The sequence below is a fragment of the Seonamhaeicola algicola genome (assembly GCF_007997385.1).
Classification (GTDB): Bacteria; Bacteroidota; Bacteroidia; order Flavobacteriales; family Flavobacteriaceae; genus Seonamhaeicola; species Seonamhaeicola algicola.
In genome coordinates, this window is record NZ_VOSC01000012.1 from 616,373 (window position 1) to 643,187 (window position 26,815).

Sequence of the window (26,815 nt, forward strand, 5' to 3'; positions counted from 1 at the left end):
GAGAGTAATGAGAGTAACTTGATGTAAACTTACTAAAAAAAAATGTTTTAAAACAAATAAAATTGCATTTAATCGGTTAAAAGCATCACTTAAACGTGTAAACGTGCGATTTTGTAACACAAAAATCTAATTTAATATCTGTTGAGTAGGTGTCTTCAATTTGTGTTTCAGCATCAAAAAATGATAATCCAATTTTTATTGTTTCGGGTTTACATTTGGCAAGAAATCTATCATAAAACCCTTTTCCGTATCCAACTCTATTGCCTTTTTTATCAAAAGATAATAGTGGAATAAAAACGACATCAATTTTGTTATCATCAATTTCAATACCGTCAACAGGTTCGGGTATATTGTAATGGTTTTTTTTAATAGTAGTGCCATCGGTTAATAAAAAATGCGTCATTTCACCTGTATCAAAATGACTTTTAGGTACTACAATGTTTTTATCTTTGCCCGCTAAAATACTTAAAATAAACTCAGTGTTTATTTCTTTTTGTTCTTCAATTGGTAAAAAAATATGATAAAATTTATGTTGCCAAATGGGCATTTTTATGGCATTATTGGCAATGGCAATGCTAAATGTTTCAATATCATTTTGAGATAGGTTGTTGCGAAGCGTTTTATATTTTTTGCGAAGTTCAGTTTTTGTCATTTAACTTAGTGCTTATATGAAAAAGCGCATCACCTTGATATACAATTGGCGATTCGTTTACATTAATTATGTAACCAGAATTTGGTGCTTTCACAAAAAAGTTAAGCTTGCCATAAGGGTCTGTTATATTGCCTAATAAATCGCCTTTAGCAACTTTTGAGTTTATTTTAGCACTGGCTTTAAACATGCCTGAAAACTTGGCTCTAACCCATTTGCTATCTTTAATAAAAACACAGTCTTTTTTAGGTATTGAAGCTTTAAAAGCTACGTTTAACATGCCTAAATGTTTTAATACGCGTTTTGCACCATTAACGCCTGAATTTGTTACAACATCATCAATATGAACAGATTTGCCACCTTCAAAAAGTAATAAGGGTTTGTTTAATTTAAAACAGGTGTTTCTAAATGATTTGTTTAAGTTTTTTGAATACAAAACAAAGGGTGCGCCAAATATTTTTGCAAGTTGTTTTAATTCAATTTCGCCTTCAATAATTCTAATTTGAGGCGCATTAAACCTACCCGAGCCACCCGTGTGAAAATCCATAACATAATCTACATGCGGTATAATTTCAGTAACTAATTTATGTGCAACTCTGCTAGCTAATGAGCCTTTTGGGCTACCGGGAAACATACGGTTTAAATCTCTACCATCAGGAAATTCACGGGTTAAGTTTAAAAAACCAAAAATGTTAATTACTGGTATGCAAATAATGGTGCCAATTTTGGGTTTGTTAATGCCTTTGGCAATAATTTGGCGCACAATTTCAATACCATTTACTTCATCACCGTGTATGCCTGCGGTAAATAATACTGTTGGGCCAACACGTTTTGAGCGTTCAATAATAATAGGAACATTTACAGGTGTACTGGTGTGTAAGTTGGCAACATCAAAATTTACTTCTTTACTTTCGCCAGGAGCTATGGTTTCATTTAAAATAGTAAGCGTTTTCTTTTCTAAAGTCATAAATCTTCATCATTTAAAAAAAATTTAATGTTTGTTGCGTTCAATGTATGTAATAATGCTTTTAGCTATATTTTTACCAGTAGCTTTTTCAATACCTTCTAAACCGGGTGTTGAGTTTACTTCTAATAGCAATGGCCCGCGTGCCGATTGTAAAATATCTACACCGCAAACAGGAAGTTTTAAAGCTCTGGCAGCATTCATGGCAACTTTTATTTCAGCTTCGTTAAGTTTTATAATTTCGGCACTACCGCCTCTGTGAAGGTTAGATCTGAATTCGCCTTCTTTTCCTTGGCGTTTCATGGCGCCAACCACATGGCCATCAACAACCAGCGCTCTAATATCGGCGCCTTTTGCTTCGGCAATAAATTCTTGTACTAGTGCACGTGCTTGTAAGCCATTAAAGGCTTCTAAAACGGACTCTGCGGCGTTTTTTGTTTCGGCTAAAACAACACCTAAACCTTGGGTGCCTTCTAATAATTTTATAATTACGGGTGTGCCGCCAACGTGCGATAATACCTTTTCAATATCGCGTGAGTAATTTGTAAATACGGTTTTAGGCATGCCAATTCCGGCTTTTGATAGCCTTTGGAAACTACGCAGTTTGTCTCTAGATCTAATAATAGCATCTGATGTTACAGAGGTAAATACATTCATCATTTCAAATTGGCGTACAACAGCGCAACCAAAAAATGTAACTGATGCGCCAATTCTAGGTATAATAGCATCAACATAATCTAAATACCTGTCTTTGTAAAAAATGGTAGGTTTTTCTTTTTCAATTATTAAATCGCATTTAAGCGGATCAATAACTTCAATTTGGTGTCCGCGTTTTTCGCCTTCTTCAATGAGTCTTTCTGTAGAATAAAGGTTGGTGTTTCTAGACAGTATTACTATATTCATGGTGTTTTTGAGTTAAAGGAAACGTTTTCTAAATCTACATCAACTATAAATTTGTGGCTTAAAAATTGCCTGCCAATTAAAACAGGGAATTTCATATCGTCTCTGGTGCTTAAAGTTAAGTTAATCTTATAAGTTTTACCAAAAAATATGGCTTCAGATTTTACTTTGTATCTGTTTTCTTTATAGCCGTTACTACTTTTTACGTTTGTTAGTGAAAACGAATCGAAAATAATTTCGGTTTTACCAAAATTTTGGTGCACATCACTATTAAAAATGCACAGCAATGCGTTGTCTATTTCTATAATTTCAGAGCAGTGAATTGCAGAAGTATATGCGCCTGTATCTATCTTAACATCAATGTTGTAGAGTTCCAGTTTTGGGAAATCTATTTTATCTATTCTTCCAATTGTTTTTTTACTCATTTGCTTTTTTAAAAAGAGGCGCAATGTAGTAAATAAGTTAATTCAAATTTTTAGTTTATTAAAATTTAACCATAAAATATTTAATAATTACCTTTGAGATGATGGATGTACCTGCTTTAGAAATACAATTACAAACATTACCCAATCAACCGGGTGTATATCAATACTTTGATAAAGATGATACTATTATTTACGTAGGGAAAGCCAAAAATTTAAAAAAGCGCGTAAGCTCATACTTTACCAAAACTCATGATAGTGGTAAAACCCGTGTGCTAGTAAAAAAAATAGCACGTATAAAACACATAGTTGTTGAAACCGAAACCGATGCGTTGTTGCTAGAAAATAACCTAATTAAAAAGCATAAACCACGCTATAATGTACTGCTTAAAGATGATAAATCTTACCCGTGGATTTGTATAAAAAATGAACGATTTCCGCGTGTGTTTTCAACAAGGCGTGTTTTTAAAGGTGGTGGTGAATATTATGGGCCCTACACCAGTGGTAAAACTGTGCACACGTTGCTAGATTTAATAAAAGGATTGTATCCGTTACGTACATGTAATTATGATTTGGCCGAAACAAAAATTGAGGCAGGAAAATACAAAGTGTGCTTAGAGTATCATCTAAAAAATTGTAAAGGTGCTTGCGAAGGTTACGAAACTGAAGAAGCTTACAATGAAAATATAAAAGCCATTAGGCAAATTTTAAAAGGGAATTTTAAAGATTCATTACAACAATTTAAACAGCAAATGAAACAACTTGCTGAAAAAATGTTGTTTGAAGAAGCTCAAAAAATAAAAGAAAAAATTGAGGTTTTAGAAAACTATCAAGCACGTTCAACCATTGTAAACCCTAAAATTAGCAATGTTGATGTGTTTTCAATTATGAGTGATGAAACCTATGGTTATATTAATTTCTTGCAGTTATCTTACGGTTCAATAATTAGGTCGCATACCTTAGAAATTAAAAAGAAGCTTGATGAAACTGATGAAGAATTGCTAACATTAGCAATTACCGAAATTAGGCAACGTTTTCATTCAAAATCAAAAGAAATTTACGTACCTTTTAAAGTACAATTAGGTGAAAACATAAAGGTTACAGTGCCAAAACTTGGTGATAAAAAGCATATTTTAGATTTATCTCTACGCAACGCAAAATATTACCGTATGGAGCGTTTTAAACAAGATAAAATTGTTGATCCTGATAGGCATGCTAACCGTATTATGGCGCAAATGAAAGCCGATTTACGTTTGCATGAAGAACCGCGCCATATTGAGTGTTTTGATAATTCAAACATACAAGGAACCAATCCTGTAGCAGCTTGTGTAGTATTTAAAAACGGTAAACCTAGTAAAAAAGATTACAGGCATTTTAATATAAAAACAGTAGAAGGTCCTGATGATTTTGCTTCAATGGAAGAAGTGGTTTATAGGCGTTACAAACGTTTGTTAGATGAAGATAAACCATTGCCTCAACTTATAATTATTGATGGTGGAAAAGGGCAACTATCTTCTGCATTAAAAAGTTTAGATGTTTTGGGGTTACGTGGTAAAATAGCAATTATTGGTATAGCAAAACGTTTAGAGGAATTGTTTTATCCAAATGACCCAATTCCATTATATTTAGATAAAAAAAGCGAAACGTTAAAAATAATTCAGCAATTACGTAATGAAGCACACCGTTTTGGTATAGAGCATCATAGAAATAGGCGAAGTAAAAATGCGCTAAATACAGAGTTGGAAACTATTCCTGGTATTGGCGAAAAAACAGTTGTTGAGCTATTAAGGCATTTTAAATCGGCTAAACGAGTTGCCAATGCTAAATTAGATGAGCTTGAGGGTGTTGTAGGTAATTCAAGAGCCGAAAAAGTATATAATTATTATCATGAGCAAAAACGTTGATAACTTACACGTAATCATAAAATTTAAACCATATAAAATATAAAGTTTGAAAAAAGCACTGTCAATATTATTAGTGTTGTTTGTTTTTGTTTCCGCGAAAGCGCAAACAGATACATTAAAACATAAAAAACCTAAAATAGGTTTGGTGTTAAGTGGTGGCGGTGCAAAAGGGCTGGCGCACATTGGTGTTTTAAAAGTTATTGATAGCCTTGGTATACATATTGATTATGTGTCTGGTTCAAGTATGGGGGCCATTGTTGGCTCTTTGTACGCGGCAGGTTATTCGGGTAAACAGCTTGATTCTATTTTTGTTGAAGCCGATTTTGATAAAATTATTACTGATGATTTACCAAGAGCTTCAAAAGATTTTTTTGAACGTAATAATGATGAGCGGTACGCAATAAAACTACCTTTTAACGATTTTAAATTAAAATTACCATCGGCGCTTTCAAGAGGGCAAAACGCCTATAATTTGTTGCTAAAATTACATTTGCACACTAACGAAATTGAAGATTTCACCAAACTGCCAGTGCCATTTTTTTGTATAGCAACCAATATGGAAACAGGTAAGCAAATTCAGTTAGAGTCTGGTAATTTAACCCAAAGTGTTATGGCAAGTGGTGCCTTGCCTACCTTGTTTCAGCCGGTAGCTTTAAATGATAACCTTTTAATTGATGGCGGTGTGGTTAATAATTATCCAGTTGATGAGCTACGAGCTAAAGGAATGGATGTAATTATTGGTGTTGATGTGCAAGATGGTTTAATGGATAGAACACAATTAACATCGGCACCCGATGTGTTATTGCAAATAAATAACTTTCGCACTATTAAAGATATGGAAGTTAAAAGTAAAAAAACAGACATTTATATAAAACCAGATATAAAAGGTTATAGCGTGGTTTCTTTTGATGCAGGAAAAGAAATTATTGCCCTAGGAGAAGAGGCTTGTAATGCACAATTAAACCAATTAAAAGCATTGAGTAATTTAAGTGATAAGCAACATTCAAAAGAAAAAATAAAACCACACTTACAGGACAGTGTTTTAATTAATAATATAAAAATTAATGGTTTAAATAACTACACGCGTTCATATGTTTTAGGTAAATTAAAAATTAAAAGCAATGAAAAAATTAGTTATGAAAGATTAACAAATGGTATTAATAACATAGTAGCCACAAATAATTTTGATGCTTTTGAATATCAATTAAAAACATCAAAAAATAAAAATGGGTATGATTTTTTTGCAAATGTAAAAGAAACTCAAAACACAACATTTTTAAAATTTGGTTTGCATTATGATGATTTGTACAAAAGTGGAGCACTTTTAAATGTTACAAAAAAACGCTTTCTGTTTAAAAATGATATTGCTTCGTTTGATGTGGTTTTGGGTGATAATATTCGCTATAAATTTGATTATTTAATAGACAAAGGTTTTTATTGGAGTATAGGTTTACGCTCTAGTTTCAGTCATTTTAATAAAAATATAACAGCCTCATTGTTATTAAATGATACTGAAATTGATGCCATGGGCTTAAATAAAATAGGTGTTGAGTTACAAGACCAAACCAATCAGTTTTACTTACAAACACTTTTTAGAAAAGACTTTGCCCTAAGTATTGGAGCAGAACATAAACGTTTAGAAATAACATCTGAAACATTGGCAACCAACAATGTTGATGAAGAGTTTGTTTTTGAAAACACTGATTATTTTAGTTTTTATAGTAATTTAAAACTAGACACCTATGATGATAAGTATTTTCCTAAAAATGGTGTGTATTTTAATGGCGATTTGCATTGGTACTTATACGCATCGCATTTTAATAAAACGTTTGACGCTTTCAGCATTGCTAAAGCAGATATAGGGTATGCTTTTAGTATAACCGATAAATTGGCAGTAAATTTAAAATCTGGAGGAGGCTTTAAATTAGGCGATAAAACTACCCAAACTCTAGATTTTGCTTTGGGTGGTTACGGTAATAATTTAATTAACAATTTTGTGCCGTTTTTAGGGTATGATTTTATTTCATTAACAGGAAATAGTTACGTTAAAGCTTATGCGGGTTTAGATTATAATTGGCTTAAAAAACACCACATAACTTTAGAAGCTAATTGGGCAAATATTGATGATGATATTTTTGATACAGGCGAGTGGTTTACGCTGCCAGATTACCGTGGTTACGCCTTAGGTTACGCTGTTGATACGTTTGTTGGCCCAATTCAAGTAAAGTATAGTTACTCACCAGAGCAAACTAAAGGATTTTGGTATTTTACTTTAGGTTTTTGGTTTTAACCAATTATTATGAAAAAAATATTAGTTTTTTTACGATATTTGTAATGTTATGATACTTTATTTTAAAGATTTATTACAATTTCTACACTACCTTATCAAGAGAAATCCTGAATAAGCCCGCTTTTTTTGTATATTTAATAGGTAACATGTAAAGTTAATATTTACATGTTTATCAACCAGCGCTAATTTTTTCACATTTAAAAAATTAAAGTATGCCTTTTTATCATAAATTAGGAAGCATTCCGCATAAACGCCATATACAATTTAAAAAACCAGACGGCAGTTTATATTATGAGCAGCTTTTTGGTACTATTGGTTTTGATGGTATGTCAACCAACAGCTACCATGAGCAACGCCCAACACAAGTAAAAGAAATAAAAAAACAATACAGTGTTGCACCCAAAATAGCCTTAAAAAACAACATAAAATCATACCGTTTTAAAGGCTTTAAAGTAACACCCGAAAACGATTTTTTAGAAAGCCGAAAAACCGTTTTAGTAAATTCAGATTGTGCTATTGTATTAGCAGCACCTAAACAATCAACCAAAAATTATTTTTATAAAAATACAGATGCAGATGAGCTTATTTTTGTTCACAAAGGCACTGGTAAATTACGCACTATGTTGGGTAATTTAAATTTTAAGTACGGCGATTATTTACTAATACCACGCGGCGTAATCTATAAAATAGATTTTGATACAGAAGATAACAGGCTTTTCATTGTAGAATCACACCGCCCCATTTATACACCAAAACGCTATCGTAACTGGTTTGGGCAATTACTAGAACATGCCCCATTTTGTGAGCGCGATATACGCAGGCCACAAGAGCTTGAAACCTACAATGAAAACGGAGACTTTACCATAAAAGTAAAAAAACAAGGCGATATTATAGAAATGGTTTACGCATCGCACCCATTTGATGTTGTTGGGTACGATGGTTACAACTATCCGTATGCCTTTTCAATTCATGATTTTGAGCCTATAACAGGCCGCATCCATCAACCACCACCAGTACACCAAACCTTTGAAACAGATGCCTTTGTGGTGTGTAGTTTTGTACCGCGTTTGTATGACTATCATCCGCTATCCATTCCGGCACCATACAACCATAGCAATATAGATTCTGATGAGGTTTTATATTATGTTGATGGCGATTTTATGAGTAGAAATGATGTAGAAGCTGGCCATATTTCACTACATCCAGCAGGTATTCCGCATGGGCCACACCCAGGCGCTACAGAGCGCAGTATTGGTAAACAAAAAACCGAAGAATTAGCCGTTATGGTTGATACCTTCAAGCCTTTAATGGTAACAGAAGAAGCCATGAAAATTGCCGATGAAAGCTATCATAAATCATGGTTAGAGTAATTTTTTTAAGAAGCTATTTCCCGCTATCCGCTATATCTTTTTCTCGTACCTCAAAAAAGGATGCCGCTGCTATCGGGGCTAAAAACAAATCAACAAAAAACAGATAAATAATTATGAGTAAACATATAGAATCAGTAAACTACGGTTTAGAAAAAATATTTGAAGGCGCACAAGATTTTTTACCACTTCTTGGTACAGATTATGTAGAGCTTTACGTAGGTAACGCAAAACAAGCAGCACATTATTATAAAACAGCTTTTGGGTTTCAATCATTTGCCTATAAAGGTTTAGAAACTGGTAGTAAAGACACTGTTTCATACGTATTAAAACAAGATAAAATTCGTTTAGTTTTAACCACACCGCTAAATTCTAAAAATACAATAAATGAGCATATAGTAAAACATGGCGATGGTGTAAAAGTAATAGCACTTTGGGTAGAAGATGCCAGAAAAGCTTATAACGAAACAACTAGCCGAGGCGCAAAATCATACATTGAGCCTTACGAGGAAACAGATGAACATGGTCAGGTTGTAAAAGCAGGTATTTACACCTACGGAGAAACCGTGCATATGTTTGTAGAACGTAAAAATTACAACGGTGTATTTATGCCAGGGTTTGTAACTTGGGAGTCTGATTATAAACCAGAACCTTTGGGTTTAAAATACGTAGATCATATGGTTGGTAACGTTGGTTGGGGCCAAATGAATACCTGGGTTAAATGGTATGAAGACGTTATGGGCTTTGAAAACTTTTTATCATTTGATGATAAGCAAATACACACAGAGTATTCGGCACTAATGAGTAAAGTAATGAGTAATGGTAATGGGCGCATAAAATTTCCAATAAATGAACCTGCCGAAGGTAAAAAACGTTCGCAAATTGAAGAATATTTAGATTTTTATGAAAGTGCAGGCGTGCAGCATATAGCCGTAGCTACAGATGATATTATTAAAACCATAAAAGGTATGCGTGCAAGAGGTGTAGAGTTTTTATCAACACCACCCGATGCTTATTATGAGGCGGTGCCTGAGCGTTTACTAACGCACAACCATGAATTACGTGAAGATATTGAAACCCTAAAAAGTTTGGGTATAATGATTGATGCTGATGAGGAAGGTTACTTACTTCAAATTTTTACAAAACCAGTACAAGATAGGCCAACCTTATTTTTTGAAATTATACAACGCATGGGCGCACGTGGTTTTGGTGCAGGTAACTTTAAAGCACTTTTTGAGTCTATTGAAAGAGAACAAGCAAAACGCGGTACTTTGTAAAAACGCTTGTAAATAAAAAAGTTAAAAAACGCCTTCAATGTGGTTTTGAAGGCGTTTTTTATGTAACAAATTATCGTTAAGAACTTCTTACATAAAACAAGCTATATTGTTTTTTTTATATTTTTGGAATAGTAATTGTAAATTCAGTAGATATAACAATAAAAAATGCTTTAAAAAGTTAATAACATAACCCCACAGTCATCATGAAAAAAACACTACTTATTATAATTACAATGTGCTGTATGCAAATGGTAACTTCACAAGAGTCGTCATTTGGAGATGGCGAGTGGTTTAAATTTAGAATGAGTTACAGTAATTTTTTAAAAGCAGGTAATGCCACACTTACTGTAATTGATACTAAGCTAGATAACAAAGATGTTTACCATGTTGTTGGTAAAGGCTGGACAACCGGTATGATAAAATGGTTTTTTAAAGTAAAAGATAGATATGAAAGCTATTTTGATAAAAAAACACTGTTGCCTTATAAATTTGTAAGAAATATTGATGAAGGTGGATATACCAAAGATATTGAAATAGACTTTGATCAAGTAAATCATAAAGCCCACGTAAACGACAAAAAACATAAAAAAAAGTATGTTTTAGATACCAGACCCAACATACAAGATATGGTATCAACATTTTATTATTTAAGAAATAACTTAAAAACTGATAATTTAAAAATTGGAGATGAGGTTAGAGTTGATATGTTTTTTGATAAAGAAAACTATGGCTTTAAATTAAGATATTTAGGCGAAGAAATTATTGATACAGATTTTGGCGAGGTTGAATCTCTAAAATTCAGGCCTTATGTTATGGCAGGTCGTGTGTTTAAAGAGGAAGAAAGTTTAACACTTTGGGTTTCAAAAGACAAAAATAAAGTACCTTTGCGTATAAAAGCAGATTTGGCTGTAGGATCGTTAAGAGCAGATTTAGATGCCTTTAAAGGTTTAAAGCATCCCTTCAAAATAGTAGTGAAAAATTAATGGGTTCAAAAGTAAATATAACCAACCAACTTAATGAAAAATATAAGGCTATAGACCAAGATTTAAATGATCATTTAGAAGGTCTTTTACATAGCAAACCTATTACTTACTGGGATTATATTCATACAGATGCACTTTTAAACCTGCAATTACCGCGTACTAATTTTCCTGATGAAATGGTATTTATAATGTACCATCAAATTACAGAGTTGCTCTTTAAAATGATACTTACTGAAATTGAGCAAGTAGCAAAAAGTAACCAAATAACCGAAGCGGTTTTTACTGATAAAATAATGCGCATAAGCCGTTATTTTGATGTGCTTACATCATCATTCAGTATTATGAAAGATGGCATGAGTATAGAACAGTACAATCAATTTAGGCAAACCTTAATACCTGCAAGTGGTTTTCAAAGTGCCCAGTACCGTAAAATTGAATTTGCTTCAACTGAATTAATCAATCTAATTGATAAACGATTTAGGGCAGATTTTAATACAGAAACATCGTATGAAAATGCTTTTGAATACTTGTATTGGCAAGCCGCCGGTAAAGATTTCAAAACAGGTAAAAAAACCTATACTTTAACAGTTTTTGAAGCACAATATAAAGAAGAGTTTCTTAGATTTAGCAAATTTTATAAAACAAATAATCTTTGGTCTAAATTTAAAAGTTTACCAAAAAAATCACAACAAAATAAAGCGCTAGTAGAAGCTATGCGCCATTATGATTTTACCGTTAATGTAAAATGGGTTATGGCGCATTACAACACCGCTAACCATTATTTAAATATAGGCGGAAAAACAGCTGAAGCTACTGGTGGTAGTGAGTGGGTAAAATATATGCATCCAAAATATCAAAAAAGAATATTTTTTCCAGAATTATGGACAACAAAAGAAATAGAGGCGTGGGGAACAAATATTTAGCATTAACATGTTTTTTAATACTCATTTTAAATGCCTGTAAAAATGAGCCTAAACAAATTATAAAAGAAGACATTGCTGAGGTTGAAGAAGTACAATATGTATATGAATTTGGCTTTAAGCTTGATGATTACATAGTAAAAAGAGATACCATAAAAAGTGGAGACACGTTTGGGGTTATTTTAGAAAGGAACAACATAGGCTACCCTAAAATTTTTCATATTGCTGAAAAAGCAAAAGATACTTTTGATATAAGAAAACTACAAGTAGGAAAACCCTATACAATTCTATGCTCAAAAGATTCTTTAGAACTGCCACAATCATTCATATATCAGCCTAATAAAGAAGAGTACGTTGTTATAAATTTTAAAGATTCTATTCATGCTTTTAAAAGTAGAAAACCCATAAAATACGTTGAAAAAACAGTTACGGGTGTTATTAACAGTAGTATTTCTGAAACTTTAGATGAAAAAGGTGTTAGCGCAGTACTAACCAATAAATTGGCAGATAATATTTATGCTTGGACAATAGATTTTAGGCGCCTGCAAAAAGGTGATAGGTTTAAAGTTATTTATACTGATAAGTATATTGATGATACTATTTATGGTGGAATTCATGATGTGAAGGCCGCTTTTTTTGAACATAACAAAGAACCCTTTTATGCCTTTCAATTTGAAACCGATTCTGTTAAAGGTATTATAGATTACTTCAATGAAGAAGCCAAAAACTTGCGTCGTGCCTTTTTAAAAGCACCGGTTAAGTTTAGTAGAATATCATCACGTTATAATTTAAGACGAAGAATTGCTGTATATGGTTTTAAAGTACGGCCACATAAAGGTACAGATTTTGCTGCGCCAATAGGTACGCCCATTATGGCAACTGCAAATGGTACGGTTACAAAGTCAGAGCGTCGTGGTGGTAACGGAAATTACGTTAAAATACGCCACAACGCCACCTACGAAACCCAATATTTACACATGAAAAAACGCAATGTAAAAGTGGGGCAGTTTGTAAAACAAGGCGATGTTATTGGTTGGGTTGGTATGACGGGTAATACTGGTGGCCCGCACGTATGTTATCGTTTTTGGGTAAATGGCAGACAAGTTGATCCGTTTAAACAAAAATTGCCTGAAGCTAAACCAATATCAGATTCTTTGAAAACTAAATATTTAGAGTTTATTAAACCCATAAAGGCGCAGTTAGATAGTATACACTTTGAAAACCAAGCGTCTCAAGAAAATTTAAATCAAAACCAAAATTTAATTACCCAGAATTATTAACACATGGCATTACCAACAGTTAACCCAACTCAAACTCAAGCCTGGAAAAAGCTTCAAGACCATTTTAATAAAGTAGAAAATTTACACATGAAAGATTTATTTGCTCAAGATGCAAACAGGGCAGATAAATTTACCATTAAATGGCAAGATTTTTATGTAGATGTTTCTAAAAACAGAATTACTGAAGAAACATTTAAATATTTATTAGAATTAGCTGATGATGTTAAGCTTAAAGAAGCAATACAAAGTCAGTTCTCAGGAGAAAAAATTAATAAAACCGAAGGTAGAGCCGTATTACACACCGCTTTAAGAGCTCTAAAAACTGCCGTTGTAAATGTTGATGGTGTTAATGTAATACCTGAAGTTTATAGCGTTAGAGAAAAAATAGAGGCTTTTACCAATAAAGTGGTAAGTGGTTCAAAAAAAGGGTATACAGGTAAAGCGTTTACGCATGTTGTAAACATTGGTATTGGCGGATCAGATTTAGGGCCAGCCATGGTTGTAGATTCGCTTCAGTATTACAAAAACCATTTAACAACTTATTTTGTAAGTAATGTTGATGGTGATCATGTAAATGAAGTAATTAAAAAATTAAACCCTGAAACTACTTTATTTGTGGTAGTTTCTAAAACGTTTACCACACAAGAAACCTTATCAAATGCCAACACCATAAAAGAATGGTTTTTACAATCGGCATCACAAGATGATATAGCAAAACACTTTGTAGCAGTATCAACTAATTTAGAAGCGGTTAAAAATTTTGGTATAGCTTCAGAAAATATTTTCCCAATGTGGGATTGGGTTGGTGGTCGTTTTTCATTATGGAGCGCCGTTGGGCTTTCAATAAGTTTGGCAGTTGGTTATAATAATTATGCTAGTTTATTAGAAGGTGCTCATGAAATGGATGAGCATTTTAAAAATGAAGATTTTGCATCAAACATTCCGGTGGTTTTAGGTTTAATAAGTATTTGGTATAATAACTTTTTTAAAGCTGAAAGTGAAGCTGTAATTGCATATTCGCAGTATTTAAATCAATTTGCTACCTATTTGCAACAAGGCATTATGGAAAGTAATGGAAAAAGTGTTGATAGAAATGGTAATTTTATAGATTACCAAACAGGTACATTAATTTGGGGAGAACCCGGTACAAACTCGCAACATGCATTTTTTCAGCTAATTCACCAAGGAACCAAACTAATACCAGCTGATTTTATTGGGTTTGCAAAATCATTACACGGTAATCAAGACCACCAAGATAAATTAATATCAAACTTTTTAGCACAAACTGAAGCCTTACTTAACGGTAAAACAAAAGAACAAGTAGAAGACGAAGGAACTTCAGAAACTATTTTGCCTTTTAAAATATTTGAAGGAAATAAACCAACAAACACAATTTTTGTAGAAAAATTAACACCTAAAAGTCTTGGAAAGCTAATAGCCATGTACGAACACAAGATTTTTGTACAAGGTATTATTTGGAATATTTTTAGTTACGATCAGTTTGGAGTTGAACTAGGAAAACAGTTGGCAACAAAAATTTTACATGAATTTAACAATTTGGTAACAAACAATCATGATTCTTCAACTGTTAATTTACTGACATATTACAAAAATATGAAGTAAAAAAAATACATTCTCATAATATTTACTTAAAAAAAGGTGCTAATTTTAATAGGTTAGTGTCTTTTTTGCTTTAAAACTGTTATAGTTTTCTTAATATTTTCTTAATATTAAAACCTTACTCAAGAAGTAATTTTGCAAGACTAATTAAAAAAATTAATCTTTTTAAAAATTATGAGAAGAATTACTCAAAATTTAATAGTTGCTGTAGCACTTTTAGTGTCTGCCGTAGCTATGGCACAAAGTACCATTAGTGGTACTATTTTGGAAGCGGGAAGTAACATTCCGTTACCAGGAGCAAATGTTGTTGAAAAAGGTACTACAAACGGTGTAGTAACAGATTTTGATGGAAATTTTACTATCAACACAAAATCTAACTCAGGTGAATTGGTAATATCTTTTATAGGGTATACCTCTAAAACTGTTCCTTTTTCTGCAGGCACTAAGTTAGGTACCATTACTTTAGAGTCTAGCCAAGTAGGTTTAGAAGAAGTACAAATTATTGCATCTGTGGCAGTAGATAGAAAAACACCTGTAGCTGTATCTACGGTAAAAGCTGCTGACATTGCTTTAAAATTAAGTACACAAGAATTTCCTGAAATTTTAAAATCTACTCCTGGTGTTTATGCAACTAGAGCTGGTGGTGGTTACGGTGACGGTAGAATTAACCTAAGAGGTTTTGATTCTGAAAACGTAGCAGTAATGATTAACGGTGTTCCAGTTAACGATATGGAAAATGGTCGTGTTTACTGGTCAAACTGGGCAGGTTTAGGTGATGTTACATCATCAATGCAAGTACAAAGAGGTTTAGGTGCTTCTAAAGTGGCTGTGCCTTCTGTTGGTGGTACAATTAATATTATTACTAAAAGTACTGATGCAGAACAAGGTGGTAACATATTTTCATCAATAGGTAATGATGGGTATTTAAAATATGGTATGACATACTCAACAGGTTTATCTGAAAAAGGTTTTGCAGCTACTGTAAGTGCTTCAAAAATAACAGGTGATGGTTATATTGATGGAGGTGAATTTTCAGGGTATAACTACTTTTTAAGTTTAACACAGCAAATAAATGATGCACACCGCTTAACATTCTCTGCTTTTGGTGCACAACAAACTCACGGACAGCGTTTTAATCGTTCAACTATAGCTGAATTACAGGCAACAGATTCTGGTCCACAAAAAGCTAACAAAGACTGGGGTTATAAAAACGGAGAAGTTTATCACCAATCATATAACTTTTACCATAAACCGCAAATGTCATTAAACCATTTATGGAATATTAATGATCATTCTGCATTATCAACAGCATTATATGCTTCTTTTGGTTCAGGTGGTGGACGTAGAGATGAAGGTAATAAAATAGGCTCAAACGACTATAGAATAGGGCCAACAGGTTTACAGCCAATTGATTTTGATAAAATAGTAGCTGAAAACATGGAAAATGGTGTAAATGGTTCAACAGATATCATTTCATCATCTAGAAACTCGCATGAGTGGTACGGTATCTTATCTTCTTATAAAAATACTATTAATGATAAATTAGTGGTTTCTGGAGGTTTAGATGCTCGTTATTATGTTGGTTCTCACTGGTATGAAGTTGATGACTTATTAGGAGGTCAATTCTTTTTAGATAACGAAAGTGATACTTTTGCTTTTGGAAAGCCATTAACTGTGGGTGATAGATATAATAAAGATTATGACGGTATTGTAAATAGATACGGTGTTTTTGGTCAAGCAGAATATCAAGTTAATGATGTTTTAAACTTATTCTTTGCTGCCGATATATCTAACACTAATTACAAAAAAGAAGAGTTTATGAACAGTGAAATAACTGGAAGTAGAACTTCTGATGATGTAGATTTCTTAGGATACAGTGTTAAAGGTGGTGGTAACTACAATATTGATAACCAAAATAACGTATTTTTAAATGTTGGTTATTTTTCTAAAGCACCTTTCTTAGTAAACGTATTCTTAAATGAAGATACTTTAGAGTTAAACGAAGATGCCGTAAACGAAAAAGTATTTAGTTTTGAATTAGGCTATGGCTTTAGAAGTGAAAAATTAAGTGCAAACGTAAACTTATACCATACTAATTGGTTAGATAAATCTTATGCCGGATCAATTCCAGCTGGTGATGAGATTTTCTTCTACAACTTATTAGGTATTGATGCTTTACATCAAGGTCTTGAGGTAGATTTTAAATATAAAGCTACACAAGAATTAACAGTAACAGGTATGGCTTCTATAGGTAACTGGGAATGGAAAAGTAATGTTTCTGCAATTGTAAGAGACCAAGCAGGTGATGAGTTAGATACCATTGAAGTTTATGCAGATGGTTTAAAAGTTGGTGATGCAGCACAAACAACCTTTGCTTTAGGTTTAGATTATAAATTAGCAGCTAAATCTAACATATATGCAGATTATAACTTTGCAGGAAACAACTATGCATCATATGATGTAACAAACAGAGGTAGTGAAGATTTACCAGATGTTTGGCAATTACCAGATTTTGGTTTATTTGATTTAGGTTTACGTCATACGTTCCAAATGGGATCTTTTGAAGCTACATTAAACGGTAAAATCAACAACGTATTCAATACTGAATATATTTCTGATGCTAACGATATTGATGGAACTTCGGCAACTGCACAAGTATATTACGGAGCAGGTAGAACCTACAGTGTAGGATTAAGACTAGAATTTTAAAAAAAATAGAAAATGAAAAAATTAATTTACGTTTGCGCTATAGCTCTAAGTGCAATAATTGTTGGGTGTAACCCACTTGAAGATATCCATGAAGATGTCAACAAAAATAGTTCTTTAGAAATATCAGGAGATGTAGTTTATACATTAGAAGACGATGATTATGAAGATTTAGATTTAAATTTTGGTAACTTCAGTTCTAATGATGATGCTAAAGATTTATTACCAGATTTTTTAAGTGATAAATACCCGGCTTTAGGTAAAGGATCATCTGCTTTAATAACTTATAAGTTATACAATCGTGTAGATACTTATGAAGCTGATGTTTATGAATTGTCTGATGAAGAACATAACGCAATTACAGGAAAAACATTTGGTAATTTTGATAGATCAAACCATATTTATGATTACTTAGAAGCTACATACCCTGATGCTGAAGACGGTGATTTTGTTTCATTAAGATACCGTTTTTATAATGGTTCTGAAAGTACATTAACTGATGGTTTTGCATTTGAAAATGGAGAATGGATTAAGTTTACTGGCTTTACTGAAGACCAATACCAAGCTATGGGTGAAGGTTTTCCAAACTTCTCAAGTGAAGACGAAGCTAACGTAAAAATACCAATTGCTTTAGTTGACGTTTATAAATTTGATCCTAAAAGCGCTGGTGATATTGTATTAGCAATGTATGAATTATACCAAGGTGGTGGTGTAACAAGAAGCTTTACAGCTGCTTATGTATATAACGGCTCAGAGTTTTTACCTTACGAAAATGAATTAGATGTTACATTGCAATTTGGCCATGACGGAACTACATGGGTACCAGATAACACAATTAAATATACATTAGAAGCTAGTGATTATCCTTTAATAGTTGAAGCTTTAAGCGATAAATACCCAGCAGCAACTGGAAGTATGGATAACTATGGTAACTTTGAAAGAAGACCTGGTAATGCTGCAGAGTGGACACCTGCAATGATTGCAGAAGCCATGGATGTTGTATTAAGCAAATTAAATCCAGATGCTGAAGAAGGTCAAAAATATGTTGTAACATATGATATTTACAACGGTTCTAGCGGAACTGAAGATATAGCTGTTATAAAAACAGATGGTGTTTGGGTTTTACAATAAAAACCTACTTTTACAAAATAAAACCTCTTCCCAATTGGGTAAGAGGTTTTTTTAACAAAAAAATTAAATGAAAAAACTAATATTATTTTTTCTAATAGCAGTAACTTTTTTTACATGTAGTAGTTCTAGCTCTGATGATACACCAACACCAGAACCAGAGCCAAACCAAGTACCAATTGCTGTAAATGATGTTGCATCAACAACTGAAGATCAAAAAATAGATATTGCAGGTTTATTAGATAATGATACAGTAGTTGATAAAGCAAGAATTACATCTTTTGATGCTACAAGTGAAAAAGGAGGTACCATTGTAGATAATAGAGATGGAACCTATGAATACACACCTCCTACAGGCTACATAGGTGAAGATACATTTACATATACCCTTTGCGATAGAGATGAAACACCAGATTGTTCAACAGCAACGGTCACCATAACTATTAGTGATGAAGGTGAACCTGTTGCGGTAAATGATGCTATTTTTGCTTTGTATAATAGTACAAAAACAATAACAACACTTTTAGATAATGACCAATTAATTGACGATGCTATTATAAACAGTGTTGATGATACAGCCTCAACAGGTACAGTGGTTTTAAATGAAGATGGTTCGGTTAGTTATACACCTCAAAACAATTTTAAAGGTGAAGATACTTTTACATATACTATTTGTGATGATGATACGCCAACAGCTCAATGCTCAACAGGAACAGTTACTGTAACCGTAATTGAGGCAATTAGTTTTAATATTCCTACTGAAATTGAAAATTATTATGAAGGTGTTATTTTTTCTCAAGACAAAGATTTAACATATTCTGAAACCCAGAGTTTAACGGTATCAAAACACACTACTATTTTATCATATGGTCAGCGTCATAATTATTTATATAACGCTGATGAAGATTTATCTAATGTAGATAATGTAGTTTTAGTATACTCAGGTGAAAGTAGGTATTGGGAAGAATATGCCTCACCAACCAATTCACATTCTCCGCAAACATTTAATACAGAGCATATTTACCCGCAATCACTTCTAACGGCTGAAGATGCTGTTACAGACTTACACCATTTAAGAGCTTGTGATGAAAATGTAAATAGTGAAAGAAGTAACTACCCATATAGAGATGGTAGTGGTGGTTATTTATTAACAAATCAAGAATGGTTTCCAGGAGATGAATGGAAAGGCGATGTAGCACGTATGATACTTTATTTAAATGTACGTTATGGTGAAACGTTTAATAAAGTAGGTTCATTAGAGTTGTTTTTAAAATGGAATATAGAAGATCCTGTTTCTGCTTTTGAAATGCAACGCAATGAGGTTATTTATGCAGCGCAAGGTAACCGTAATCCATTTATTGATAACCCATACTTGGCAACCCTTATTTGGGGTGGTAATGATGCTGAAAATAAATGGCAATAAAAATTATTTTTTGTAATTAAACCGCTTCTTTTAAAGAAGCGGTTTTTTTATAGATTAAAATCACTATTTTTGATTTTAAATTTAATTCTAATAATCATGTATAATACTGTACTTAATTTACATTCATATTGGGCCTTTTTGGTAATAGTTGTTTTAGTAATTGCCGTTGTTAATGCTTTAATAAAATCGGCTGGTGCTAAAGAGTATAGTGCAAAAGATTTTAGAATTTCTTTATTCACTTTAATTATATCTCATATCCAATTATTAATAGGTATTGTTTTATACTTTGTGTCTCCAAGATTTCAGCTTTGGGGTGAATTAGGTGGTGGCGTTATGGGTAATAGCTTAGCCAGATTATATTTAGTAGAACATCCTTTTGTAAATATTATTGCCATAGCATTAATAACCATTGGTTATTCAAAACACAAAAAGAAATTAACTTCTAAAGGAAAATTAAAAACTATAGCAATTTTTTATACTATAGCATTAGTGTTGTTGTTATCTAGAATTCCTTGGAGTACTTGGTTTTAATACTACTCTTTTATTTCTTTAATTAAATAAATATATACCGGAAAGTGGTCACTATACCCATTGGTGAAACCTGCTTTTGTAAAGCTTCTGTAAGGGTAACCTTTATAAGCGCCCGTACTATTTATTAAGTACTGTGCATTAAAAATGCTGGCTTTATATAGTTTTAAACCTTGAGTTTTTGTGTCTATTAGTGGTTTTGTAACCATTATTTGGTCAAATAAACTCCAAACATCGCGGTATGCTACGGTGCCTAAGCCATTTTTATAAATTGTTGTAAACGGATTATAAATACCTTTTAAACCAACATTACTTTTGTTTTCTTTAGCATTCAATACCTTTTTAACACTGTTATTAGTAGGGTTATCATTTAAATCGCCCATAATAAAAATTTTAGCATAAGGGTCTTCGGTTTGCAAAGAATCAATAATACGCTTGTTTAATTTGGCAGCAGCAACACGTTTAGGGTTACTGCGGGCTTCACCACCACGTCTAGACGGCCAATGGTTAACAATAACATGAATTAATTCATTTTCTAATAAGCCACTAACTAAAAGTTGGTCTCTTGTTTGCACACGTTCACGTGTTTTATCATCATAAATTTTGAGTTCAAATGTTTTTGAATTTAAAGGTTTAAAAACACTTTTTTGGTATAATAAACCAACATCAATACCACGAGCATCAGGCGCATCATAGTGTATAATACCATAATCTTTTTTAATTAAAGCAGTGTCATTAACTAAATCTTCAACCACTTTCCTGTTTTCAACTTCACAAATGCCAATAATACTTGGGGTATTTTGGGTTTTTTCACTGCCAATATCTGCTAAAACTTTTGCCATATTTTTTACTTTTTGTTTGTAAATGGCATCTCTATTACCCTTAATTTCCATTATTGGGCTGTACTCATCAAGCTTAGTTGGGTCATTAATAGTATCAAATAAATTTTCAAGATTATAAAATGCAATGGTGTGAATTTTATAGTTTTTTTCTTGTGCTTCAACTGTGTTAAGTAATGTAAAAACTGTAAGTAAAGCGTAAATTTTTATAAATTTCATTTGTATTAAATAAGAATATAAAAGTAGTAAACAAAAGCTAAGCCAAAGTTAAGAGTTTAAACTAAAAGCTTTGAATTTTGTTTTTAATAAGAAATAGTTTACTTTAACGTACGTAAATTATTTACTTTAAATGAATAAAGTTTTACTGCTTTGCTGCTTTTTTATACACGCCGTTTGTATATCACAAAATACCGTTGTTAAAGGCAGTGTAAAAGAAACTTTTACTTTTCAGCCCATTGATGGTGTTTTAGTGGCCATTGAACACACAAACCTTAAAACCTTAACCAACAATTTAGGTTCTTTTCAGTTTAATGAAAACTTACCTTTAGGTGAGCAAGTACTTACCATTTCAAAAACAGGGTACTTACCTAAACGGTTTCCAATTGTTATTAATGAAGGTGAAGAAGTAAGTATTTTTGATATGACTTTAGATAGAGATACTTCGGAAATTGAAGATTTATTTACCATAACACTTTCTGATGATGAGCTGAATGATGATACTAGTGGTGCCGATAATATTTCAGGACTTTTAGCGTCATCATTAGATGTTTTTCAACGTACAGCTGCGTTTGAATTTAGTGCTTCTTTTTTTCGCGTTCGCGGATTAGATTCTAATAACGGTACAGTATTAATTAATGGTATTGAAATGAACAAAGCCTTTAACGGCAGGCCACAATGGAGTAATTGGGGAGGCATTAATGATGTATTACGCAACCAAGAATTAGCGTTAGGTTTAGCGCCTTCAAATTACACATTTGGTGGTGCTATGGGTAGTACAAATATTAATATTAGGCCTACTGAAGCTAGACCTGGCGGAAGAATAACATACTCCTCTTCAAACCGAAGTTACACCAACAGGCTCATGGCAACGTATGCTACAGGCTTACTTAAAAACAATTGGGCATACACAATTTCTGTTGGAAGACGTTGGGGCAATGAAGGTTATCAAGATGCAACAAGCTACAATGCAAATTCATTATTTACCGCAGTTGAAAAGAAATTTAATAACAAACACAGTTTAAATTTTGCAGCTATTTATACACCAAACAGGCGCGGAAAATCTTCACCAAACACACAGGAAGTTTACAATTTAAAAGACATAAAATACAATGAATATTGGGGTTGGCAAGATGGCGAAAAACGTAATTCTAGAATTAAAGAAGTTAATGAGCCTATTATAATGCTTAATCATTACTGGAGTTTAAATAATAAAACTACTATAAATACTAATATTGGTTACCAATTTGGTAAACTTGGTAATAGCCGATTAGATTATAATGGTACCGATTTAATTGATAATTTCCCTGTGGGTGGTGGGGCTAACCCAAGCCCAACGTACTACCAAAAATTACCTAGTTATTTTGAACGTAATTTTCCTAATAATTTACAATTTGCTTATACTGCTTTACAAGCATTTCAAAATGATGGTCAGATAGATTGGAATGCCATGTACCAAGCCAACATTAATAATACAAACAATGGAGGTAATGCTATTTATGCATTGTATGAAGATAGAGTTGATGATACCCAGTTTTCAATAAATTCAATTTTAAATAAAACATTAAATGACAATATAGTTTTAAACGCATCTGTAGGATATCAACATTTAAAGTCTGAAAATTTTGCCGAAGTTCTAGATCTTTTAGGTGCCAAAACCTATTTAGATGTTGATGGGTTTGCTACCGAAATTAATGAAGCACAAAATAATTTGTTAAACCCAAATAGATTGGTTGGTAAAGGTGATATTTTTAAATACCATTACAATATTTTAGCACAAACAATTAGTGGTTTTGCCCAGGCACAATTTAGTTACAATAAACTCGATTTTTATGTGGCAACCCACTTTAAACAAACCCAATATCAAAGAGAAGGAATTTATCAAAATGGTGGCTTTCCAAATAATTCATTAGGAAAAGGTCAAAGTTTATCTTTCACAGGTTTAGGGGCAAAATTTGGTGGCACTTATAAAATATCAGGCAGGCATTTATTCAATGCAAATGCAGGGTACATTTCTAGGGCACCAACGGTGCAAAACACATTTTCAAATGCTCGTGAGAACCATAATGTAGTTCCTAATATTTCTGAAGAAAATATAACATTGGCCGATGTAAGTTATATTTACAGGTCGCCAGTAATTAATGCAAAAACAACAGCATATTATACCAAAATGGCTAATGCTAGTGAAATTTCATTCTTTTTTGCCGATGGTATTGGTGGTGATAATGCGGTATTTGTTCAAGAAATTTTACAAGGTATAGAAAAACAACATATAGGTGTAGAGTTTGGTATTGATGCTCAAATTACATCTAGTATAAAACTAAAAGGGGTGGCAGCAGTAGGGCAATTTACGTATGCTAATAATCCCAATTTATTTTTATCTACTGAGCCTGATGCCGATGCAGAAAATGCAGGTTTTATAAATGGTTTTAAAAGTTTTGGGCAATCAAAACTTAAAAATTATAAACTAGCAACTGGTCCGCAAACAGCGTATTCAATTGGTTTTGAGTACAGAGATCCTGAATTTTGGTGGTTTGGTGCAACGGCAAACTTTTTTGCTAATACTTATCTAGATGTAAGTCCGTTAACACGGTCTTCAAATTTTAATACAGATTTTGATGGTAATGTGTTTAATGATTACAACGAAGATTTGGCCAAAGATTTGTTAAAACAAGAACGTTTTGATGATTATTTGGTAGTAAACTTGGTAGGAGGAAAATCATGGAAAATAGGCAAGTATTATGTAGGCTTTTTTGCCAGTGTAAATAACCTTTTAGACGCCGTATATAAAACTGGCGGTTTTGAACAAGGAAGAAGCGCCAATTATAGAGAGTTAAGAGATGATAAAGCACTAACTACTCCCGTTTTTGGACCCAAATATTGGTACGGAAGGGGCACAACATATTTTTTAAACTTAAACTTAAGATTTTAAAACATGAAAAAAATAGCAACGTTTTTACTTGTATTAAGTATTTTATTTTGTGCTTGTATTAAAGACGAAGATTATGGAGTACCCGATGTTTCAATAACCGAACCCGAAATATCTCAAAGCAAAATAACCACATTTAAAGCCATAAAAAGTTTATATGAACAGGCTGTAAATGGAGGGAATACAACTGTATTAATTAGAGATGATGTGTATATTCAAGGTTATGTAGTATCATCAGATAAGGCGGGTAATTTTTTTGAAGAACTCATAATTCAAAACAAAACCAATGCTAGTAACCCAGATGATAACCCAAGGTTGGGTTTTAAAATAGATATTAATAAAAGTAACTTGTCAGACACCTACCAATTCGGTCAAAAAGTATATGTAAAACTTCAAAACTTAACAATTGGTAATAACAATGGCGTTATTACTATTGGAAAAGGCGATGGTGTAAACGTTAAACAAATTCAAGCTTCAGAATACAAAAATATTGTACTTAGAAGTAACACTATAGCCAATATTGAACCTAAAGAAGTTGCTTTAGAAAACTTAACCGAAGCTGATGAAAACACATTAATAAAATTAAATAATATGCAGCTTAATAGATTTGAATTAGGTGCTACGTTTGCTAGTGAATCTTTTGATGAGTTTGATGGCTTGCGCTTGCTAGAAAATTGCAATTCTGGTATACAAATGCTAATGCAAACAAGTACGTTTGCTGATTTTAAATCGCTATTAGTACCTCAAGGAAGTGGCAGTATCACAGGTGTTTTTAGTAGAGATTTTGGTGATGATTTTAATGTAATTTTACCAATAACATCAAAAAGTGTAAGCTTTGATAGTACAGAACGGTGTGACCCAAGTGAACAAACCTGCGGAATTGCTGATGCTTTTGGAGCTAGTAATTTGTTTTTTGAAGACTTTGAATCTCAACGTAATAACCGACTTATTGAGGGCAACGGCTGGACCAATTTTATAGAAGCAGGTTCTGAAGGGTGGGAAGCATGGTCATCAACATCAACCAATGCTTCATTAGGGCGTTCTGCAAGATTTCAGTCAGCTAGTTCGGGTAATATTAAAAATATTGGTTGGCTTATAACACCAGCAATTAATTTAGATGTTCAAGATGGTGAAACACTTCGTTTTAAAACATCAAACAGTAGAGCCGATAGCAGCTTTATGGAAGTTTTAATTTCAAATAATTGGGATGGTACAACAACTAATATAACAACCGCCACTTGGCATGTTTTAACCAGTGCTTATGTGGTTAAAGATACTGATGGTTTTGTTGAGTGGTTCCCATCGGGCAATGTAGATTTGTCATGTTTATCGGGTACTGTTTATATTGCTTTTAAATATACTGGAGGCGGACAAGAAAGTTTTGATGGTGTTTATGAATTAGATGATATTAGTATTGATTTTTAACCTTAAAACTTACCTCTTAAAAACCGCATACACAGGAAAGTGATCACTATAACCACCATTGTATTTTTTGCCAACATAGGTTCTAAATGGTACGCCTTTGTAGCGTCCTTTAAAGGTTTTTAAAAAATCTTCGTCAAAAATATTAGCTTTATAAAACTCAAAGGCATCTTGTGAGTTTTCAAAAAAATTAGTGGTAAAAAATATTTGATCAAATAAGCTCCATTGTTTAAAACGGCTAACCGTACCGCGGTTGTATGAACGTAGTGTTTCAAATGGGTTGTATAAATTATAGTTTTGTACTAAATTAATAATGCTATTGTTTTGGGGTTCATCATTAAAATCGCCCATAATAATAATTTTAGCATTAGCATCTTCTTCTTTTAAATTTGAAATAATGATACCTACTTTTTTTGATGAAGCCATACGTTTATGTTCACTTTCTAAAGTACCCTCGCGTCTAGATGACCAATGGTTTACAATAATATGCACAGGCTCATTATCTAAAAAACCGCTTACTAGTAGTACGTCGCGTGTATAATCGGGCATACCATCATCATCCATTAAAGGCACTACAAAATTATCAGAGTGTGTTACTTCAAAAGCATCTTTATCATAAATAAACGCTACGTCAATGCCACGTTCATCTGGCGATTCGTAATGTACATAGCTATAATTATAAAATTCTAAATGTTTTGATGCTAGTAAATCTTCAATAACCTTGGCGTTTTCAACTTCGGCTAACCCAACAATAGCAGGGTGTTTTCCTGTTTCGTGTCTTCCAATATTAGAAATTGCAAAACCTAATTTTCGTAATTTATTTTTATAACGTTTTGGTGTCCATTTTTTAGCTGAATATGGCAAAAAATCATTGTCGTTTGTGTGGGCATCATCATCTAAATCAAACAAATTTTCAAGATTATAAAATGCCAATGTTTGCATGTTATCTTGCACAGGAATATCATCAAATAAATCACTCATAAATTAAAAATTGAGTCTAAAAATATAAAAATTAATGTGATAACAATTGTGTAACTTTGTACAATAT

At 32.6% G+C, this 26,815-nt stretch carries 20 protein-coding genes; 14 read left to right on the forward strand and 6 right to left on the reverse strand.

Features of this window, described 5'->3' with window-relative positions; translation table 11 throughout:
- Positions 1 to 85: 85 nt before the first annotated feature.
- The 4 genes from FUA26_RS05095 to FUA26_RS05110 are packed head-to-tail and all read right to left on the reverse strand — an operon-like array spanning position 86 to position 2,938.
- Positions 86 to 652 carry a 5-formyltetrahydrofolate cyclo-ligase gene (locus FUA26_RS05095; RefSeq protein ID WP_147132442.1) on the reverse strand — a complete coding sequence of 189 codons (567 nt, stop codon included), beginning with the start codon at positions 650 to 652 and terminating at the stop codon, positions 86 to 88.
- Positions 639 to 1,616, reverse strand: coding sequence for a succinylglutamate desuccinylase/aspartoacylase family protein (locus tag FUA26_RS05100; protein WP_147132445.1), 978 nt, complete (start codon positions 1,614 to 1,616; stop codon positions 639 to 641). The genes FUA26_RS05095 and FUA26_RS05100 overlap by 14 nt, the downstream gene beginning before the upstream one ends.
- A 24-nt stretch (positions 1,617 to 1,640) precedes the next feature.
- The gene (gene rimK, locus FUA26_RS05105) at positions 1,641 to 2,516 is read right to left on the reverse strand and encodes a 30S ribosomal protein S6--L-glutamate ligase (protein ID WP_147132448.1); all 876 of its coding nucleotides are present in this window, start codon (positions 2,514 to 2,516) and stop codon (positions 1,641 to 1,643) included.
- Positions 2,513 to 2,938, reverse strand: a complete 426-nt coding sequence (locus FUA26_RS05110) for an ATP-dependent zinc protease family protein (RefSeq protein ID WP_147132450.1) — start codon at positions 2,936 to 2,938, stop codon at positions 2,513 to 2,515. Before FUA26_RS05110 ends, rimK begins: the two co-directional genes overlap by 4 nt.
- A 101-nt stretch (positions 2,939 to 3,039) precedes the next feature.
- Here FUA26_RS05110 and uvrC point away from each other — a divergent pair, with 101 nt between their 5' ends.
- From uvrC to FUA26_RS05170, 12 genes are all read left to right on the forward strand, one after another.
- Positions 3,040 to 4,839 carry an excinuclease ABC subunit UvrC gene (gene uvrC, locus FUA26_RS05115; protein WP_147132660.1) on the forward strand — a complete coding sequence of 600 codons (1,800 nt, stop codon included), beginning with the start codon at positions 3,040 to 3,042 and terminating at the stop codon, positions 4,837 to 4,839.
- Between the two features lie 46 nt (positions 4,840 to 4,885).
- Positions 4,886 to 7,129 (forward strand): patatin-like phospholipase family protein, encoded by a 2,244-nt coding sequence (locus tag FUA26_RS05120; RefSeq protein ID WP_246109075.1) that lies wholly within the window; start codon positions 4,886 to 4,888, stop codon positions 7,127 to 7,129.
- A 212-nt stretch (positions 7,130 to 7,341) separates the two neighbouring features.
- Positions 7,342 to 8,499 (forward strand): homogentisate 1,2-dioxygenase, encoded by a 1,158-nt coding sequence (locus FUA26_RS15915; protein WP_147132453.1) that lies wholly within the window; start codon positions 7,342 to 7,344, stop codon positions 8,497 to 8,499.
- A 113-nt stretch (positions 8,500 to 8,612) separates the two neighbouring features.
- Positions 8,613 to 9,773 (forward strand): 4-hydroxyphenylpyruvate dioxygenase, encoded by a 1,161-nt coding sequence (gene hppD / locus FUA26_RS05130; protein WP_147132455.1) that lies wholly within the window; start codon positions 8,613 to 8,615, stop codon positions 9,771 to 9,773.
- A gap of 203 nt (positions 9,774 to 9,976) precedes the next feature.
- Positions 9,977 to 10,756: a DUF3108 domain-containing protein gene (locus FUA26_RS05135; RefSeq protein WP_147132458.1), complete on the forward strand. Its 780-nt coding sequence runs from the start codon at positions 9,977 to 9,979 to the stop codon at positions 10,754 to 10,756.
- Complete coding sequence (locus FUA26_RS05140) at positions 10,756 to 11,679, forward strand: tryptophan 2,3-dioxygenase family protein (RefSeq protein ID WP_147132461.1); 924 nt, start codon at positions 10,756 to 10,758, stop codon at positions 11,677 to 11,679. Before FUA26_RS05135 ends, FUA26_RS05140 begins: the two co-directional genes overlap by 1 nt.
- Positions 11,637 to 12,956 carry a peptidoglycan DD-metalloendopeptidase family protein gene (locus FUA26_RS05145; RefSeq protein ID WP_147132464.1) on the forward strand — a complete coding sequence of 440 codons (1,320 nt, stop codon included), beginning with the start codon at positions 11,637 to 11,639 and terminating at the stop codon, positions 12,954 to 12,956. Before FUA26_RS05140 ends, FUA26_RS05145 begins: the two co-directional genes overlap by 43 nt.
- A 3-nt stretch (positions 12,957 to 12,959) precedes the next feature.
- A complete protein-coding gene (gene pgi, locus FUA26_RS05150) occupies positions 12,960 to 14,579 on the forward strand; it encodes a glucose-6-phosphate isomerase (protein WP_147132466.1) in 1,620 nt (539 codons plus the stop codon).
- Between the two features lie 171 nt (positions 14,580 to 14,750).
- Positions 14,751 to 17,285: a TonB-dependent receptor gene (locus FUA26_RS05155; protein ID WP_147132469.1), complete on the forward strand. Its 2,535-nt coding sequence runs from the start codon at positions 14,751 to 14,753 to the stop codon at positions 17,283 to 17,285.
- Between the two features lie 12 nt (positions 17,286 to 17,297).
- Entirely contained in the window at positions 17,298 to 18,413 is a 1,116-nt protein-coding gene (locus FUA26_RS05160; RefSeq protein ID WP_147132472.1) for a hypothetical protein, read from the forward strand.
- A 67-nt stretch (positions 18,414 to 18,480) separates the two neighbouring features.
- On the forward strand, positions 18,481 to 19,833 hold the full coding sequence (locus tag FUA26_RS05165; RefSeq protein WP_147132474.1) for an endonuclease: 1,353 nt from the start codon (positions 18,481 to 18,483) through the stop codon (positions 19,831 to 19,833).
- 96 nt (positions 19,834 to 19,929) lie between these two features.
- Complete coding sequence (locus FUA26_RS05170) at positions 19,930 to 20,364, forward strand: hypothetical protein (RefSeq protein ID WP_147132477.1); 435 nt, start codon at positions 19,930 to 19,932, stop codon at positions 20,362 to 20,364.
- Between the two features lie 2 nt (positions 20,365 to 20,366).
- Here FUA26_RS05170 and FUA26_RS05175 read toward each other — a convergent pair whose 3' ends face one another.
- Complete coding sequence (locus FUA26_RS05175; protein ID WP_147132480.1) at positions 20,367 to 21,419, reverse strand: endonuclease/exonuclease/phosphatase family protein; 1,053 nt, start codon at positions 21,417 to 21,419, stop codon at positions 20,367 to 20,369.
- Between the two features lie 130 nt (positions 21,420 to 21,549).
- Between FUA26_RS05175 and FUA26_RS05180 the strand changes: the two genes are divergently transcribed.
- Complete coding sequence (locus FUA26_RS05180) at positions 21,550 to 24,348, forward strand: TonB-dependent receptor (protein WP_147132483.1); 2,799 nt, start codon at positions 21,550 to 21,552, stop codon at positions 24,346 to 24,348.
- Positions 24,349 to 24,351: 3 nt separating this feature from the next.
- Positions 24,352 to 25,770, forward strand: coding sequence for a DUF5689 domain-containing protein (locus tag FUA26_RS05185; RefSeq protein WP_147132486.1), 1,419 nt, complete (start codon positions 24,352 to 24,354; stop codon positions 25,768 to 25,770).
- A gap of 9 nt (positions 25,771 to 25,779) precedes the next feature.
- Here the strand turns inward: FUA26_RS05185 and FUA26_RS05190 are convergent, their stop codons facing one another.
- Complete coding sequence (locus FUA26_RS05190; protein WP_147132489.1) at positions 25,780 to 26,748, reverse strand: endonuclease/exonuclease/phosphatase family protein; 969 nt, start codon at positions 26,746 to 26,748, stop codon at positions 25,780 to 25,782.
- Positions 26,749 to 26,815 lie beyond the last annotated feature (67 nt).